This is a genomic window from Proteus sp. CA142267, assembly GCF_003336825.1.
Taxonomy (GTDB): domain Bacteria; phylum Pseudomonadota; class Gammaproteobacteria; order Enterobacterales; family Enterobacteriaceae; genus Proteus; species Proteus terrae.
This window is the reverse complement of sequence record NZ_QPMG01000012.1, coordinates 14880-33684: the sequence shown is the minus strand read 5'-3', so window position 1 is coordinate 33684 and position 18805 is coordinate 14880. Positions and strand designations below refer to the sequence as shown.

General features: G+C 35.3%; 15 protein-coding genes. 13 read left to right on the top strand and 2 right to left on the bottom strand.

The window, feature by feature from the left end:
* Positions 1-28: 28 nt before the first annotated feature.
* Both nfo and C0T34_RS16175 read right to left on the bottom strand, forming a co-directional pair.
* Positions 29-871: a deoxyribonuclease IV gene (gene nfo / locus C0T34_RS16180; protein ID WP_098943447.1), complete on the bottom strand. Its 843-nt coding sequence runs from the start codon at positions 869-871 to the stop codon at positions 29-31.
* Positions 872-1038: 167 nt separating this feature from the next.
* Positions 1039-2133 carry a YeiH family protein gene (locus C0T34_RS16175; RefSeq protein ID WP_192940881.1) on the bottom strand — a complete coding sequence of 365 codons (1095 nt, stop codon included), beginning with the start codon at positions 2131-2133 and terminating at the stop codon, positions 1039-1041.
* A gap of 184 nt (positions 2134-2317) precedes the next feature.
* Between C0T34_RS16175 and yieE the strand changes: the two genes are divergently transcribed.
* The 13 genes from yieE (at position 2318) to C0T34_RS16105 (ending at position 18777) form a co-directional block, all read left to right on the top strand.
* On the top strand, positions 2318-3211 hold the full coding sequence (gene yieE / locus C0T34_RS16170; protein ID WP_075673572.1) for a DNA-binding transcriptional regulator YeiE: 894 nt from the start codon (positions 2318-2320) through the stop codon (positions 3209-3211).
* A 118-nt stretch (positions 3212-3329) separates the two neighbouring features.
* Positions 3330-4817, top strand: a complete 1488-nt coding sequence (locus tag C0T34_RS16165) for an amino acid permease (RefSeq protein ID WP_098943441.1) — start codon at positions 3330-3332, stop codon at positions 4815-4817.
* 487 nt (positions 4818-5304) lie between these two features.
* Positions 5305-6393, top strand: coding sequence for an iron ABC transporter permease (locus C0T34_RS16160; protein WP_109850465.1), 1089 nt, complete (start codon positions 5305-5307; stop codon positions 6391-6393).
* A complete protein-coding gene (locus tag C0T34_RS16155; RefSeq protein WP_098943438.1) occupies positions 6393-7175 on the top strand; it encodes an ABC transporter ATP-binding protein in 783 nt (260 codons plus the stop codon). Before C0T34_RS16160 ends, C0T34_RS16155 begins: the two co-directional genes overlap by 1 nt.
* 177 nt (positions 7176-7352) lie before the next feature.
* Entirely contained in the window at positions 7353-9371 is a 2019-nt protein-coding gene (locus tag C0T34_RS16150; protein ID WP_109850464.1) for a ligand-gated channel protein, read from the top strand.
* 964 nt (positions 9372-10335) lie between these two features.
* Complete coding sequence (locus tag C0T34_RS16140) at positions 10336-11715, top strand: APC family permease (protein WP_109372867.1); 1380 nt, start codon at positions 10336-10338, stop codon at positions 11713-11715.
* 578 nt (positions 11716-12293) lie between these two features.
* Positions 12294-12845, top strand: a complete 552-nt coding sequence (locus C0T34_RS16135; protein WP_098943431.1) for a type 1 fimbrial protein — start codon at positions 12294-12296, stop codon at positions 12843-12845.
* A 58-nt stretch (positions 12846-12903) separates the two neighbouring features.
* Complete coding sequence (locus C0T34_RS16130) at positions 12904-13602, top strand: molecular chaperone (RefSeq protein ID WP_109850463.1); 699 nt, start codon at positions 12904-12906, stop codon at positions 13600-13602.
* Positions 13580-14134: a fimbrial protein gene (locus C0T34_RS16125; protein ID WP_109850462.1), complete on the top strand. Its 555-nt coding sequence runs from the start codon at positions 13580-13582 to the stop codon at positions 14132-14134. Before C0T34_RS16130 ends, C0T34_RS16125 begins: the two co-directional genes overlap by 23 nt.
* 10 nt (positions 14135-14144) lie before the next feature.
* Complete coding sequence (locus tag C0T34_RS16120) at positions 14145-14687, top strand: fimbrial protein (RefSeq protein ID WP_098943425.1); 543 nt, start codon at positions 14145-14147, stop codon at positions 14685-14687.
* 8 nt (positions 14688-14695) lie between these two features.
* Positions 14696-15388, top strand: a complete 693-nt coding sequence (locus C0T34_RS16115) for a molecular chaperone (RefSeq protein WP_098943423.1) — start codon at positions 14696-14698, stop codon at positions 15386-15388.
* A 4-nt stretch (positions 15389-15392) separates the two neighbouring features.
* The gene (locus C0T34_RS16110) at positions 15393-16139 is read left to right on the top strand and encodes a molecular chaperone (protein ID WP_162556839.1); all 747 of its coding nucleotides are present in this window, start codon (positions 15393-15395) and stop codon (positions 16137-16139) included.
* Positions 16140-16191: 52 nt separating this feature from the next.
* On the top strand, positions 16192-18777 hold the full coding sequence (locus C0T34_RS16105; protein WP_233063843.1) for a fimbria/pilus outer membrane usher protein: 2586 nt from the start codon (positions 16192-16194) through the stop codon (positions 18775-18777).
* Positions 18778-18805: the final 28 nt, after the last annotated feature.

Sequence of the window (18805 nt, the reverse complement as noted above, 5' to 3'; positions counted from 1 at the left end):
GCAAATCTTATTAATGTTGCTACTGTTTCTAGTGTTGTTGTGACTTTAGCCAAGCAATTTCGTCAGGCCAAATATCTGGATTAATGGTTTCTAAAATCAGCGGAATACCATCAAAACGCTTATCTTGCATAATATAGCTAAAAGGGACTTTACCAATATTCCCTTCACCTAAACTGTGGTGACGGTCTACTCGACTGGCGAATTCGCTTTTTGCATCATTAAGGTGCATCGCTTTTAAGTATTGAAAACCGACAATTTTTTCAAATTCAGCAAATGTTTTTTCGCAATCTTCAATTGTTCTTAGATCATAACCGGCGGCGAAAGTGTGGCAAGTATCAATACAAACGCCTACACGAGATTTATCTTCTACCCCATCAATAATGGCAGCTAGATGTTCGAAACGATAACCTAAATTTGTACCTTGGCCTGCGGTATTTTCAATCACGGCAGTGACATTTTTAGTTTTTTCTAAAGTGATGTTAATTGATTGTGCTATTTTTTGTAGGCACTTATCAACATCAATCTTATTTAAATGGCTTCCCGGATGGAAATTAAGTAACTCAATACCCAGTTGTTCACAACGCTGCATTTCATCTAGAAATGCGTCTCTTGATTTTTCAAGAGCATCTTCTTCAGGGTGACCTAAATTAATGAGATAACTGTCATGGGGTAAAATTTGAGAAGGGCTATAACCATAAAGTTCACAGTTCTTTTTAAATTTATCAATGACTTCTGCGGATAATGGTGTCGCTTTCCACTGGCGCTGATTCTTAGTAAAAAGGGCAAACGCCGTGGCTTTTATTTCATGTGCGCGTAATACCGCCTGATCGACGCCACCAGCAGCACTGACATGTGCGCCAACAAATTTCATTATTTCTCTCCTTAGATTTATTTCACACCATGATAACAAACATACAGCGTATAACATCATATTGAGGTGATAAAAGCAAAAAAGCGCAACTAAAAATAGTTGCGCAATAATGAAAAGTATTTCTCAAGGCGAAATTTTAAGGGGGATTATTTATATCGATATTCCTATTAAGACATCAACACAGTCTGAATAAAGATATTAATTATCGCACCACCAAGGGTTAACCAGAAAAATAAGAATAACGCTAATAATAATGGTTTGACGCCTGCTTGTCGGATAGCGCTAATATGTGTTGTTAAACCTAATGCCACCATTGCCATTGCTAAGAGAATGGTATCAATAGTCACAATGTAACTAACAATAGACGCTGGAATTAAATTTAAAGAGTTAAAACCCGCCATTAAAATAAAGAATACGGCAAACCAAGGAATAGTAATTGGGCTTTTCTCAGTCGCTTGTGCACCATTGTTTGCCTTACTTTTCTTCTTACTTAAATAAGTTGAAAGAATAATTAAGAATGGTGCTAGCATCATTACGCGGATCATTTTACTAATAACCGCAGCATTTTCAGCATCAGGGCTAATTGAGTGTCCTACAGCGACGACTTGAGCGACTTCGTGAATAGTTGAGCCGGAGAAAATACCAAAGGTTTCTTCGGTAAAGGGTAACCAGCCTGCAAATGCATTTAAATGATAGAACCAAGGGTAAAGGAAAATACCGATAGTTCCGAAAATCACAACAGTAGAAACCGCAACGGCAACTTGGCTTGCTTGTGCTTTAACAACAGGCTCTGTCGCCATAACAGCCGCAGCACCACAAATACTACTACCCGCACCAATCAAGATAACAGTTTGTTCATCTAAGCCGAAATATTTGCGTCCAATCCACATAGCGATAAGAAAAGTCGATGTCAGCATAATGGCATCTATAATTAAACCTGTTGCACCTACATCTGCAATTTGCTGAAAAGTCAGCCTAAAACCGTACAAAATAATACCTGTACGTAATAAATAGTGTTTAGCGAATTTGACACCTTCATCACTATAAGGCTTTGCAACAGGATAAAAGGTATTACCTACAATAATACCGAATAGGATCGCCAGCGTTAATGCGCCTAAACCCATGCTCGAAAACCAAGGAATATCACCAATATAAATAGCAAGCGCAGTTAATACGCCTGTTAGTAATAAACCAGGAAGCCAGCGATAGACTGGAGTGAAATATTTTTTCGCCAATGTAATAGGTTGACTTTGTTCTGACATAGAAAAACCTTGCTTATATGAATTTTGCATAAGCATATAACAAGTAATCTTATTTATTAAACTCATTATTTTTATAATAATAACCAGTAAAACTAATATATGTGTATTTTCTTAAATGTACTTGGTATGTTACTGGTTTGTGGATAGTATGTTATTACAATGACAGCTCAAAGGTGGAATGGATATGCGAATTACGTTGCGGCAACTGGAAGTCTTTACTGAAGTTCTCAAGAGTGGTTCTACAACGCAAGCATCACAACAGCTTGCTTTATCTCAATCTGCTGTCAGTGCTTCTTTAACTGATCTCGAAAGCCAACTAGGTGTGCAGCTTTTTGATAGAGTGGGAAAACGGCTTGTCACAAATGAACATGGACGATTACTTTATCCCAGAGCATTATCTTTACTCGAACGAGCAACTGAAGTTGAGCAATTATTTCAAGCTGGGAATGGTGCTTTGCGCATCGCTGCAAGTACAACAATAGGTAATTATATTCTTCCTCAAATGCTGGGGAATTTTCATCGTAATTATCCTGATATTCCGCTAGAAATGAGTATTGGAAATACCGAAGAAGTCGTTAAGTTAGTGAGCGAATTCCGTGTTGATTTAGGGCTAATTGAAGGTGCTTGTCAAAGTTCCGAACTGATTAGCCAGAAATGGCTTTTAGATGAAATGGTTATTTTTTGCTCACCCGATCATCCGTTAGCTAAAGCATCAAAAGTGACTTTAACTGATTTGCAGTCAGCCCCTTGGATTTTACGAGAAAATGGTTCAGGAACTCGAGATGTGCTTAACCATCTTCTATTTGCTTCTTTACCAGGTTATCGCATTGAAATGGAATTAGGTAACTCAGAAGCAATAAAACATGCCGTTATGTATGAAATGGGGATCAGCTGTTTATCTCGCCGAGTGATTGAAGAGCAGATTAATAATGGCTCATTAAAAGAGATAAAAGTAGAAGGGTTGGCATTACAACGTACCCTATATCTGGTTTATCATCGCCAAAAACATGTCTCTGATGCACTGAAAAAACTCCTGACATATTGTAATGCTGAACACTTAATCGGCAATTTTTCATAAATTGCTAATAATTGACGCCCGATCATGAAGGTATCTTATAATCCTAGATCCTTGCTATTCACGAACGACAGATTTGCTACAATCCTCGTTAGAAAAGTGAATATAAAAGTGGAATGTTATGTCAGAACAACAAAATAGTACTGCTGGTTCGGGCGCAGTACGCACTTTGCGCCGAGAGTTAAAAGCGCGACATTTAGCGATGATCGCTATTGGTGGTTCAATTGGTACAGGACTTTTTGTCGCATCTGGTGCAACTGTTGCTCAAGCAGGGCCGGGTGGGGCATTACTCTCTTATGCATTAATTGGACTAATGGTCTATTTTCTAATGACAAGCCTTGGGGAATTAGCCGCATTTATGCCTGTTTCCGGCTCATTCTCAACATACGGCTCTAAGTATGTAGAAGAAGGTTTTGGTTTCGCATTAGGCTGGAACTATTGGTATAACTGGGCAGTTACAATTGCTGTTGACCTTGTTGCTGCACAATTAGTGATGCTCTATTGGTTCCCTGATGTTGATGGTTGGATCTGGAGTGCTTTATTCCTTGGTGTTATTTTCTTACTCAACTATATCTCTGTAAAAGGGTTTGGTGAGGCAGAATATTGGTTCTCTTTGATCAAAGTTTCCACAGTAATTATCTTTATTATTGTGGGTATTGCGATGATCACTGGCATTATGAAAGGTGCCGAAAACGCAGGTTGGCATAATTGGGAAATTGGTGATGCACCTTTTGCGGGTGGATTTGCTGCCATGATTGGTGTTGCCATGATTGTTGGTTTCTCATTCCAAGGTACAGAATTAATTGGTATTGCGGCGGGTGAATCTAAAGATCCGGCTAAAAATATTCCCAAAGCTGTACGTAAAGTGTTCTGGCGTATCTTACTGTTTTATATCTTCGCGATTTTAATTATTAGCTTAATTATCCCTTACACTGATCCTAATTTACTGCGTAATGATGTAGGTGATATTAGCGTTAGTCCATTTACATTAGTCTTTAAAAATGCGGGATTATTATCTGCAGCAGCTATCATGAATGCAGTTATCTTAACGGCAGTACTTTCTGCTGGTAACTCAGGCATGTATGCATCAACGCGTATGCTGTTTACATTAGCAAGAGAAGGCAAAGCACCAAAATGCTTTGGTAAATTGTCTAAAAATGGTGTGCCACGCAATGCGCTTTATGCAACAACGGTTGTTGCTGGCCTATGTTTTCTAAGTTCAATGTACGGAAACCAAACTGTTTACTTGTGGTTATTGAATACTTCAGGAATGACTGGTTTTATTGCATGGTTAGGTATTGCGATTAGCCACTATCGTTTCCGTAAAGGTTATATTGCACAAGGTCGTGATTTAAATGACTTACCTTATCGCTCCGGCTTCTTCCCAATTGGCCCTATTTTTGCCTTTATATTGTGTTTAATTATTACATTAGGTCAAAATTACCAAGCTTTCTTAGAAGATACGATTGATTGGTATGGTGCAATTGCAACCTATATTGGTATCCCATTATTCTTATTAATTTGGTTTACTTATAAGATTGTGAAGAAAACCCGCTTTATTCGTTATAACGAAATGGAATTTCCAACACATATTGCGAATAAAAAATAACCTATAAATCAAGCTATTAAAACGTCCGTTTTTGTGATTGAGATCACTGTAAAACGGGCGTTTTTTTATTTTTTGACCTGTCAATTATAAAAGACATGCAAAAACTTTAATTATATCGTCAATCGCATTGATAATTATTATTATTTGCCTTATTGTTAGCACATGGTTTATTTGCTGAAAAATAAAATAATGGCGCTATTAGTTGTAAATAATATGCTTAATGTAATGAGTCTGATAATAATTAGCCCTTCTAGTGCTCAATATAGCCAACCAACAGTTTATCGCCATATAATAAATTACACAGCGAATATGATTCACCGTATAATAATTTGGCGACTTACTTCTTTGTTGAATAATTGGTCTCAAATTAATAATTGGTTTTTTGTACATAAAAAACAGTTGATGGGTTGTACGGTATGTTTTTGCTTACTTAATGGGTTGGTAAGAACAGAACAACGCAGAAAAAAAACTAGGTACAACAATTGATATGAGCATTATGTCAGAGAGACTCGCCACACAAGAGCATGAAAAGAATGCATCAGATAATGTGAAAGCCCATTATCGAAGAATGATGAATAAACGCATGCTATGGTTAGGAGTTATCGTTTTAATTATTTGTGGTTCAGTGGTGTTAGATTTCACCATGGGGCCTTCTGGTTTATCGCTTGATAAACTATTAACAACCCTTTTTCAGCCTGAACTTGTTGATGCGGGTTCTCGAGTGATTGTATGGGATATCCGCTTACCTTATGCCTTAATGGCGGTTGTGGTAGGGATGTCGCTAGGATTAGCTGGTGCAGAAATGCAAACGATCTTAAATAACCCGTTAGCAAGTCCATTCACATTGGGTTTATCAAATGCCGCTTCATTTGGTGCTGCATTGGCGATTGTTTTAGGTGTTGGTATTCCCGGCATTCCTGACCAATGGTTTATTTCGGCGAATGCGTTTCTCTTTGCATTATTATCAGCCTTATTATTAGACGGAATAACTCGCTGGACACGTGTTCCAACATCTGGCGTTGTACTGTTTGGTATAGCCATGGTGTTTACCTTTAATGCATTAGTCTCAATGATGCAATTTATTGCGACAGAAGATACGCTCCAAGGTCTAGTTTTCTGGACTATGGGAAGTTTAGCGCGTGCAACATGGGTAAAACTCGGTGTTATGGCGGGTGCTTTTGCGGTCATTATGGTGATTTCATGGATGAGCTCATGGAAATTAACTGCATTGCGATTAGGTGAAGATAGAGCGATTAGCTTTGGTATTGATGTAAAGCGTTTAAGATTAGGTTCATTACTGCGTATTAGTATTTTAACAGCGCTTGCAGTTGCCTTTGTTGGGCCCATTGCCTTTATTGGTTTGGTTGCACCTCACATTGCTCGCATGATGTTTGGTGAAGATCATCGATTCTATTTACCAGCAAGTGCATTAATTGGCGCTTTAATTTTATCATTGGCATCAATTGCTTCTAAAAATTTAATACCTGGTGTCATTATTCCTGTGGGTATTGTGACATCGCTGGTGGGCGTGCCATTTTTCCTCAGTATGATTTTACGTCATAGGGGAAATATCTAATGATGGAAGGATTAAAGATCCAAGATTTTAGTGCTGGATATGCTAAACATCTTATCATTAAGGCACTGGATGTAGAGCCATTACCAAAAGGAAAGGTTACTGTATTATTGGGACCAAATGGTAGCGGAAAATCAACGTTATTAAGGGCGTTGGCGGGATTAAATAAATCATCAGGTGTTGTCAGTTTAGATGGCAACGATCTTGCGTCGATGAATTTTGCACAACGTGCTCAAAATGTGGTCTATTTACCACAAACATTACCCGCGGGTGTTCATTTGCATGTTTTAGAATCCATTATTGTGGCACAGCGAGCTTCAGGTGGATTACATAATGAACATAGTGAAGCTCAGGTAATGCACTTATTACGCCAATTAGGTATCGAGCATTTAGCATTACGATATTTAGATGAATTATCGGGTGGTCAAAAACAATTAGTTGGGCTTGCTCAATCATTAATTAGACAACCTTCTTTATTATTATTGGATGAGCCATTAAGCGCATTAGATCTTAATTACCAATACCATGTAATGGATTTAGTCGCTAAAGAAACGCACCGTAGAAATATTATTACTGTTGTCGTTGTTCACGATATTAATATCGCCTTGCGACATGGGGAACATGTATTAATGTTAAAACAAGGACAATTAATTGCACAGGGTGCGCCAGATAAGGTTATCACGGCACAAAGCCTTGCTGATGTTTATGGTGTTCAAGGTAGATTGGAATATTGTTCACAAGGAATACCTCAAATTATTATTGATGGTTTAGTGGATAAAATATAGAGAAGTAAACGAGAAAGAGAAAAGAAATAAATATAGGGATGCAGTAAATAGGGATATAAAAATAATATTAAAATAACTAAGGGTAATTAAATTTATTTATTACCCTAATTTCTGAGCAATTGTCGATATATCCATCTATATAAAACTTAAAGAATATATGTTCTTGGAGAATCGGGAATGGTAGTGTTAAATAAAAATAAAATCGTACTTGGCGTTGTTGCTGCTATTGCATCAAGTTTTGTTATGACTGCATCAGCAGAAAATGTAGAAAAACTGCTTGTAACAACCGCTTCAGGGTTTAAACAAACCGTTGAAGATGCACCTGCATCGGTTTCTGTTCTCACTCGTGAACAATTAGAAACCAAATCTTACCGTGATGTGACTGACGCATTAAAAGATGTACCCGGCGTATTAGTAACAGGCGGTGGAAGTAGTTCTGATATCAGTATTCGTGGTATGGATCCAAAATATACCATGATCTTGGTTGATGGTAAGCGTGTTGCATCGCGTGAAACGCGCCCTAATAGTGATAACTCTGGTATTGAACAAGGTTGGTTACCGCCTTTACCTGCTATTGAACGTATTGAAGTTGTACGTGGCCCAATGTCTTCTCTATATGGTTCAGATGCAATGGGTGGGGTTATCAATATTATTACTCGTAAAGCGCAAAAAGAGTGGAACTTTAGCTTACGTGGAGATAGTACTATTACAGAGCGTAAAGACTCAGGTAATACTAACCAAGGTAGTTTTTATGCAGCAGGTCCATTAATTGATAATGTCTTAGGCTTGAAAATTCAAGGTCAATATTCACATCGTAGTGAAGACAAAATTGTGAATGGTTATAACCGTCAAATTACGGCATCAGGCGGTGGTACATTAAGTTGGACACCAGATGAGCAAAATACGATTGATTTTGAATTTAAAAAAGATAATCAACATCGTGATTCTCGTGTTTGGCATTCTAAGTCAGGTTTACCTAGCCGAGGAAAAGCGCCTGAAAGCAGTTTTACCGACTATGAATTAACACACTATGCATTAACTCATGATGGTGTTTATGACTTTGGTACGATGAATACGTATGTTCAGCGTGATGAAAGCCGTAACCCATCTCGTAAAATGGATTATGACGACACAACAGTGCGTAATCAAACCGTCTTTATGTTAGGTGACCATACATTAAGTGTGGGAGCACAATATCGTTATGAAGAGCTAAAAGACGAAGGTAATAAAATTAAAGGTGGTAATAAGCTAGATCGTTATAGTTGGGCGTTATTTGCTGAAGATGAGTGGGCAATGACTAACGATTTCGCCTTAACGGGTGGCTTACGTATGGATAAAGATGAGAACTTTGGTACTCACTGGACACCTAGAGTATACGGTGTATGGCATCTTGCTGATGAGTGGACATTAAAAGGTGGAGTATCTACCGGTTATCGTTCACCGGATCTACGCCAAGCAACGGCATCATGGGGTCAAGGTACGGGTGGCGGTAATTATGATGCTGTTATTTATGGTAACCCAAGTTTGAAACCTGAAAAGTCAGTCACTGAAGAAATTTCAATTATCTGGGATAACCGTGAAAATCTGACGGCAAGTTTAGGTCTTTTTAATACCGACTTTAAAGATAAGATTATGGAAGATCGCCGTTGTGACAGCCGTACAAATAAAGACGGTTCTAAAATGACGGATCTTCGTGACTGTACATTAGCAGACGGTGTTGGCAATAATGGGAAACCTTATGACTTTGTTAGTGATAGAACTAACGTAGATAAAGCGAATATGCGTGGTATTGAGGCGACCTTTAACTGGACAATATCACCAGAGTGGAATTTTGCGGCTAACTACACCTTTACGGACACTGAACAAAAAAGCGGTGATTTCAAAGGTAAGCCATTAAATAAACAACCACGTCATATGGCTAACGCGACCTTAAATTGGGAAACAATGCCAGAAATGGAAACGTGGGCACGTATTAACTTCCGTGGTAAAACCTCTGATTACTTATCACGTACTTCTATGTCACATGGCACGCCTTCTTATGCGTTTGTTGATATTGGTACCAGCTACAGCTTAACCAAGCAACTAAATGTTATTGGTGGTGTTTATAACGTGTTAGATCGCCGTATTGACCAAGAACATTTTAATACTACTTTAGAAGGTCGTCGTTATAATATTGGTTTGAACTATAACTTCTAATTTTTCACCCTCAGTTTGTGTCATTAAGACTCCATTTATGGAGTCTTTTTTTATCTCTTATTTTTTATTTGCTCAAAATTAGTACTGGAAAATTTAAATACTGAGATCTATATTTAGCTCAATAATTCATCTTATTCATCGTTTTATTCTGAGTATTAGGCTGTTATTTCTACTTAGTATCTGCCGTTTTTTTCTTAATTTATTCTCTTACTTTTTATTTATATAAAACAGGCTGTTAAAAAATAGACATTTTTTATTAAAAGTCTAATTTTTAGGGTAAAAAGTAGTATGAGTTAACAATTTCTTAGCATTAATCTTATTAATGTATTTTAAATGCTTTATTTTGATATTCTATTGATGATATAAATTTTGTTATAAAGTTTAATTCTTATTTATCAATGCATTATGTTTTTCTTCCTTTCGGTATAGCAAAGACTTTCGAAATATTTAAAGCTTAATAATTGTGATAAAATTACAATTGTTGTTAATAAAATGTGGCGTTATATGTTGACTTAGTTTGCGAATTGAAAAGATCGTAAAAAAAGGGGGCTTTTTGATGAAAATGTATTGCTATTTAAGTCTGAGACGTGCAAAATGCGCCCACTAAAAATATGACTGATGCGTTTAAAGTGCATCGGTTTTTTTTTGCATTTTTACTTATTACTACACCAAGAGGTCAGATTCATTTGAGTCTGAATAGATAACATAATTTGATTAGCAGCCAGCCCCTTAGAGAAAGGGTTGTCATGATAGAGGAATGCTAATATGGTACATTTATTCTCTTTCGCAGTTGGGCCTAACGGCACTGCGGGCAACGATGACTACGGAGCACGGCGTCTCCTAAACACATACACATCCTTAAAAACTTCATTCTATTCTGTTTATAGGCAGATGCGAAGTCTTCCCAGTAACTGTCGGTTGAGTTTATCTAATACTCAAGCCGAGGTTATGGGAGGGTTCGCTAATGTCAGATAACGTCATCTCCTCTATCGGCACTAACCAAACTGGTGCTAACAATCGAGTTCAACTACGTAAAACCTTGACACTAATGCAGGTAGTCATGATGGGGCTTGCTTTTTTACAGCCTATGACTATTTTCGATACATTTGGTATCGTTTCTGGCATTACCAATGGTCACGTAGCAACATCGTATGCGATTGCATTGATTGCAATTTTGTTTACAGCTGTAAGCTATGGAAAATTAGTTAAGCGTTTTCCTTCAGCTGGCTCTGCGTATACTTATGCTCAAAAATCCATGAGTCCTTATGTTGGCTTTATGGTAGGTTGGTCATCTTTACTCGACTATTTATTTATGCCAATGATCAATATCTTATTGGCGAAAATCTACTTACAAGCAATATTCCCGGGCGTTGAACCGTGGATCTTTGTATTTGGTTTAGTGGCTTTAATGACGTTCTTTAACCTACGTGGTATTAACGTTGTTGCTAACTTAAATACAGCAATTGTTATTGTACAAGTTGCAGTAATGGTTGTGTTTGTTGGACTACTTATTCACGGTGTATATAACGGAGAAGGTGCAGGGGAGTTATGGACCTTTAGACCGTTTGCGTCTGTTGATGCTGAAGTTATACCTATGATAACCGGAGCAACGATACTCTGTTTCTCATTCTTAGGTTTTGACGGTATCAGTACATTATCAGAAGAGACACCAAATGCAGGTAAAGTTATCCCTAAAGCGATTTTCTTAACTGCGCTGATTGGTGGGATTATCTTTATTGCTGTTTCTTACTTTTTACAATTGTATTTCCCAGATATTTCACGATTCAAGAACCCAGAAGAGTCACAACCTGAAATAATGCTGTATGTTGCTGGTGCTTTATTCCAGTCCATTATTTTAGTGTTCTCATGTGTGACTGTATTAGCATCCGGTATGGCGGCTCACGCAGGTGTTGCACGTTTACTTTATGTTATGGGGCGCGATGGCGTATTCCCAGAGAAGACATTTGGTTACGTACATCCTAAATGGCGTACACCGGCTTTTAACGTGCTATTGGTGGGGTTCTTAGCGTTAGGTGCCGTGTTCTTTGACTTAGTGACTGCAACTGCATTAATTAACTTTGGTGCGTTAGTTGCGTTTACTTTCGTGAATCTGTCTGTTATTTCACAGTTCTATATTCGCGAACGCCGTAATAAAGGATTAATGGATCACATTAATTACCTGATATTACCTATCATTGGTGCTGCGACAATGGGTGTCTTGTGGATAAACCTTGAACCAGGTTCTATGGAATTAGGCCTTGTCTGGGGTGCAATTGGTATACTTTATATGGTGTGGATCACACGTCGATTCCGTCGACCAATGCCACAAATGCCAGAAAAGTAATATTCTAAGAATTGTCATAATGATAAATAAAATGGCCTCAGCAATGAGGCCATTTTTTTTGGCATTGAATAAACAGTGCTAGAATCGATCAGTATAATAAATAATCAATTGATTTATTTGCATACAGTAAAATTAAGTGTATTTACTCATTTAAATAAAAAAATTAAAAATAATTTTATGTGGTATCTAGGGTTTTTCTTAAGTATTTATAGTTAGGTGTATTTACTTATTTAAGTTAAATTAAATAATTTTTTATATTAGTTTGAACATATCTATATATATGAAAAACAAACTTTATATATATATAAATATATTTTTTTATTTTTTAAGTATTATATTGATACTCAATTAAAGATTAGTTAAATATCCTGAAAATAAAGAAAACACTTTATAAATAAAGTATTTTAAATAATTATCATTATGTAATTTAAACTTACTCTATGAGTAAATTTTGATTGTTGTGCTACTCTTTAATTAGGATTAGAAAATATATTTTCTTAATTCACATCTAATTAAGATGATTAAGGGAATAATACTAATTCCAATAGGCGATTTATTTAAAAACGAAAGGTAACAATATGTCTTTAATTAAGAAAGTTGCTCCGTTTATCGTGTTGTCTGGATTTATGGTTGCAGGTAATGCTTTTGCTGCAACACAGGGCACAACGGTGTCATTCGAAGCATTAATTCGTGCCGCAAGTTGTGATGTTTCTTCAACAACAGAAGGTTCTAGAATTGATTGGGGAACCTTCACAAGTGATGAAGTGACTGGCAAAAACGTCGGTGATCAATTAGGAGATAACAAGACGTTTAATTTAGAGCTTTCTAATTGTACAGCAGCATTAGCAGCTGATGGAACAATCAATCTTTATGCTCGTGGTAATAAATCAAACTTTGATTCTGAAATGTTTGCTAACGCAACAGCAGCTTCTTTAGCTGTAAAATTGTTAGCAACAGCAAGTAATACTTTAGTTAAACCAAATGTTGAAACAGGTCTGAAATTAGGACAAGAGATCATTAAAGACGGCACTGGTCGTATTCCGATGACTGCTGGTCTGTATTTAACAAATGGTGCAGTAACAAGTGATGAATTAAAAGTACCAGTTACTTTTACTGTTGCTTATAACTAATATTACTTAATTTTTAGAGGCTCTATCTAATAGAGCCTCTCATTAAAGAAGAAATATAATGATTAAAATTACAAATAGAATAAGAAAATTTTTTGTTATTTTACTAATGATTATATCTCCATTTGCTTATTCTAAAGGAGTGGGTTTAAACGCTACACGTATTATTTATCCTGAAGGTGAGAATAGTGTAGGTGTCATCGTTCGTAATGAAGAACCAAAAATAAATTATTTGGTACAAGCCTATATTTCCTCTGATGAAAACCCAATTGTATTTCAAGTCACTCCTCCTCTTTTTAGAATTAATAGTTTATCAAGGCATGAAGTGAAAATTTATGCCATGAGTAATTCTTTACCGAAAGATAGAGAAAGTATCTTTTATTTTCATGCAAAGATGATCCCTGGACAAAGCAATAATTCTGATACAGCAGGCCTAAGTGTAGGATTTGATAATGTCATAAAGTTTTTCTACCGACCTAAAAACTTACCGATGACATCAGAAGATGCGCAAAAGAAATTAGGATTCAGTGTGGAAGGAAAACAATTAAAGGTAGTCAATAATTCCCCTTATTACATCAATTTTGCTGGGTTCTCTGTCAACAATATAAAGCTAGATGTTAGTTTGGCTAATAACAATGCCATGATCGCACCTTATAGCTCGATAAAATATGCCTTACCTACAGGTGTAAATAAAGGAAGTGTTCAATGGCGTACAATAGATGATTTAGGTGGATTTAATGAACATAAAGCCACATTTTAAACCAATTGTATTGGGCGCATTATTAACTTGTATCTCTTTTTATGGATATAGCGCTGTTGATGATTCTGCGGTTGTCATCGTAAAAGGCTCAGTAACAAAAGGTACATGTGCTTTTACTTTATCAGACCAAACAGTGAAATTTTCTCAATCAACATTAATGCAAAATGTTGATGAAATAGGTGTAAAAGAAGAAAACAAAATACCTTTTTCTGTTAACTATCTTTGTCAAGATTATGTTAATGAAACACCAGATATGGAAGTTGTTATAAAAGCGGGATCTGGAACACAAATTGCAAATAACAAAATATCGCCGATGAATAATCCAACTAATGCGAGTTTTGCTCTATACGACTGTAAAGGTGATCATTGTTCTTTAATTAATTTTAACTCTGGAACAAGTTCTGTTTATATTACAACGGGAAATGGTAATAAAAATAAAGATTTTGAAGTCGAGCTCGTTAAGAAAGACAGTTCAGCGGTTAATCCCGGTACGCTAAAAGCAATATTAGCATTAACACTTATACAACCTTGAGAAAGTAAATATGAATATATTTCTATTGAAAAGGAGTTTGTTAAGTTTATTTATTACACCAGCACTCTTTATTAGTTTCAGTGCTCAAAGTGTTGAATTTGATTTTAAAGTGACGATTGATAAACAGACCTGTAAGCTCTCAGTTTCAGGAACAAGTAACAATGAAGTTGATTTTGGTAGTATTCAATCGAATAAAATTAAAAATAATCTTATAGAACCTATTCCAATAAAGGTATTATTGAGTGACTGTAAAACGAATGACTTTTTTGATACTTATGTGACGATGAAGGCAAAAAGTACTTTAAATACGATTACTTTTAATGATGATCTCAATAAAAGTTTTGGTATCAGAGTATCAAGTAAAAATAATGTTGCTCAATCTAATATTAATACGGATTTTTTTAAATCTGAAGATACGGTTTGGAATAACATAAGTAAAGATAAATTAGAAAAAACACTCTATACCTATGTCAAATGCAAAGATCCCACAGTTTGTGATCCCGAATCTGGAGAGTTTTCGGCAACGTTAACTTTTTCGTATATCGTTGATTAAGATATTATATGAATAATTTTATTATAAAAATTTCCATGATTTTAATATTAGCCTTTAGTTATTTTAACGCTAACGCTCAAGGGGTTAGTTTAGGAAAAACACGCGTTATTTTTTCTGAAGGTAGTTCAAGTGAAAGTATATATATTTCTAATGATGATAATCAACCTTATTTAATACAAGCTGGCGTTACTGAAAAAATTGATGGAAATTTGTCATCTAATTTTATCGTTACTCCTCCTGTGTTTCGTTTAGAAAATAGGAGCGTATCATCTTTACGTATTTTATTAAAAGATACTCAAGATTTACCCAATGAAAAAGAGTCACTCTTTTATTTGAATACAAAAATTATCCCTTCTACTAAACGACCTAATGAAAGTGAATCACAGGAATCAAAATTAGTATTAATAACTAATTTTGTGATTAAAGTAATTTATCGACCTGAAAATATAACAAGGCCTTCAGAACAAGATTACAAAAAAATTTTTATTAAAAAAAAGGAAGGAAAGTGGTTTTTAGATAACCCAACGCCATATTATATGACATTAACATCAATTAAAGTTAATAATGAAAAATATAATAAAACTCTCTTGTTAGCACCTTATAGCAAAGCTGAATTGGTAGAGTTATCAATAAAAGAAGCTAGTTGGCATGTAATTAACGACTATGGTGAATTATCAAAAGAATTCAAATATAAGGACTAATGAAATGAATGTTTTAAATAGTCGTGTTTTTTCTATTACTACTTTGATATTAGGTTTTTTTTATTGCCAATTAGCATGGTCTGCTAATAATGCATTTGAATTTTCATTACAAAGAATGACATATAATGAAGGTAGTAAAAGCATTTCTATCGGCTTAAGAAATAATGAAAAAAAAGCGTATCTCGTTCAAGCGAGTATGAGATGGTTAGATGAATCCACGGGTTTACAATTAATTGATAAAAAAGAAAACCCTCCTTTTATTTTAACTCCTCTGTTACAAAAAATAGAACCTGAAGAATACTATGAGTGGGTAATTAAGTTTACTGGCTCAGAAAGTGCATTACCAACAGATAGAGAGAGTGTTTATATTTCTCAATTTCGATTAATACCATCCACATCTGAAGAAACTCCAAATGTGCAGATGAACTTTATTAGAGCATTAAACTTTAAAGTCTATTATCGGCCAAAATCTCTTGAAGGTATAAAAATAAAAGATGCAGAAAAAAAATTATCATTATCAATTGATGGTAATAAGATAATTGCTAAAAATGATTCACCTATTTATTTGGCTTTTAACACAATAAAAATAAATGGAAAAGAGATCGAGCTGCAAGAGTTATCGAAAAATGTACCTCCATTTGGTACACAAGAATACTTATTTTTTAATAAAAAAAATGTTACATCTATTCATTGGCAAGTATTAGATGAGTTTATGTTCCCATTAGATGAAAAAATGAAAACAGTAAATTAATAAATTTATAAAAATATATGTTTTTATAAAGCTAAAGGTTAAGAGTGTAAAAATGAATAAATCAATGACAATGTTTAGATACAGTTTTTTTACATCACTTATTTTGTTCTCATTTAATTCTTTTGCAGAGGATTATTTTGATCCTGCATTACTTGATGGGCAATTAGGTGCATCTGCAAATGAAATTGATTTAAGCCAATTTTCACAAAAAGATGCGTTACCTGAAGGTAAAATATCTTTATTAGTTTATGTCAATAGTAATAATAATGGTGAGTTCATTATTAATTTGGTAAAAGGGCCTAATAATAAAGTAGTGCCTGAAATAACACGAGAGTTATTAGATGAATTAGGTGTTAATACGAAGGTGATACCTAAGTTAAATATGTTAAAAAGCGATCAAGTGATTTATGATATTAATGAATATATTCCTGATGCATTAATAAAAGTAAATTTAGCAGAATTAAAACTAATCACTAGTTTTCCTCAAATTGTTATGTCCAATGATGTTGTTGGCTATATTGATCCCGCCTCTTTTGATAGTGGTGTTTCTGCCATGTTTATCAATTATATGTTTAGTGGAGGACATTCTTCTAACGATAGCCATTTTGATAAAGTTAATAATAATGGAAAACAAAAAAATGATAATTTCTTTGCTCAACTAAGAGCTGGTTTTAATCTTTATGATTGGCGTTTACGTTCGACAATGACACAGACGTATACCCGAAATTCAAATAATGTAGAGACTCAAAGTAATAATAGTAATAAATTTTCTAATACATATCTTTCTCGTAATCTTTATTCTTTACGATCGGAATTTATTATTGGTGAAACTACAACCGGAAATGATGTCTTTGATAGTATACCAATGAAAGGTATGCGTTTAGTTTCTAACGAACAGATGTTGCCAGCGAGTCAACAAGGTTTTGCTCCAGATGTGAGTGGGATTGCTCAATCTAATGCCCAAATTACTATCCGACAAAATGGGAATGTTATTTATCAAACTTATGTTGCACCCGGCGCATTTAAAATAACTGATCTTTACGCGAGTGGCTCAGGAGGGAACTTGGATGTCACAGTGAAAGAAGAAGATGGTTCAGAAAGGACATTTACAGTTGCTTTTTCATCATTACCCGTAATGCTAAGACCGGGTGGTTGGAAATATGAAATTAGTACTGGACGATTTGATGGTGGCACAACGGTTGGTTCTAAAAAAGCAGATTTTCTACTTGCCAGTGGTATTTATGGTTTACCTCATGATGTTACTCTTTATGGTGGGTTATTAGGTGCGAAAGATTATTACGCTATTTCTTCTGGGATAGGAATTTCATTAGGTAATTGGGGGGCTCTGTCTACAGATATCACACATGCTCATGCTGACTTTAATACAATTGGCTCCCAAAATGGGCAATCTTATCGATTTCGCTATTCTAAGAATATGACCACGACAGGAACCTCTGTTGACTTAACGGCATTACGTTTTTCAACTAAAGATTATTACGATTTTAATCAATTTAATACGGAAGATTATCGGTTAAAAGAAGGTACTTCACCGTGGTTAGGTGAACGAGAAAAAAGTCGTTTTACAACGTCATTATCACAATCATTAGGTCAGTACGGTAGTATTTATTTATCTGGTAGCCGTTATAATTATTGGGAACAAGATAAGAATGTTACTCAACTTACGACAGGATATAATGGCAATATTCGTGGTATTAACTTTGGCGTTAATTACAGTATTGATAGAATAAAATCAGATGATAGCTGGCCTGAAAATAGGCAAATTAGTTTTAATGTGAGCGTTCCATTTAGTGTGTTTAGTAATTCGCCTGCGCTCAGCAATTTTAATAGTACTTACATGATAAACCATGATAATAATGGAAGAACTAACCAGCAAGTCGGATTATCTGGTAGTGCATTTGATAACTCCTTATCTTATGGTATTTCTCAATCTTGGGCTAACCAAGGCCAATCTAATAATGGCTCAGCATATGCTAATTATTCAGGTAACTACGGTACATCCTCTCTAAATTATAATTATTCAAGTGACTATTATAATGTTAATGGCAGCATGAATGGTGGTTTACTTTTACATTCAGGTGGTTTATTGCTAGGTAGAAGTATGGGCAATAGTATGGCCATTGTTGAAGCACCTGGAGCAAAAGGCACTGAATTAAGTTCAGGAAATGGTGCGATTAATGGACAGGGATATGCGTTATCACCGTATCTTACAGAATATCGCCAAAACACAATTGCATTAAATGTAAATACATTGCCTGATAATACGACTCTACAATCCACATCTCAAAATGTAGTTCCGACAAAAGGCGCTATTGTTAAGGTTACCTTTAAAACAAAGATTGGTTTCCAGGCTATTTTAAATCTTTCTCAGAATAAAAGTGTTGTCCCATTTGGCGCTATTGCTACGTTAATTGATGCTGATAATCCTAATGATTTGAATACAGGTATTGTTGGTGAAAATGGCCAGCTTTATATGAGTGGACTTCCTGATAATGGCACACTGTTAGTGAAATGGGGTAATAAAAACCAGCAAAGTTGCAACGTTTCATATAATGGCTTAAGCGATATTGAAGTCAATAGTAAGCAACCAATAAGAATTTTATCTCTTTCTTGCCAATAAAAAATAATCCTTATTTTATAGGTGGATG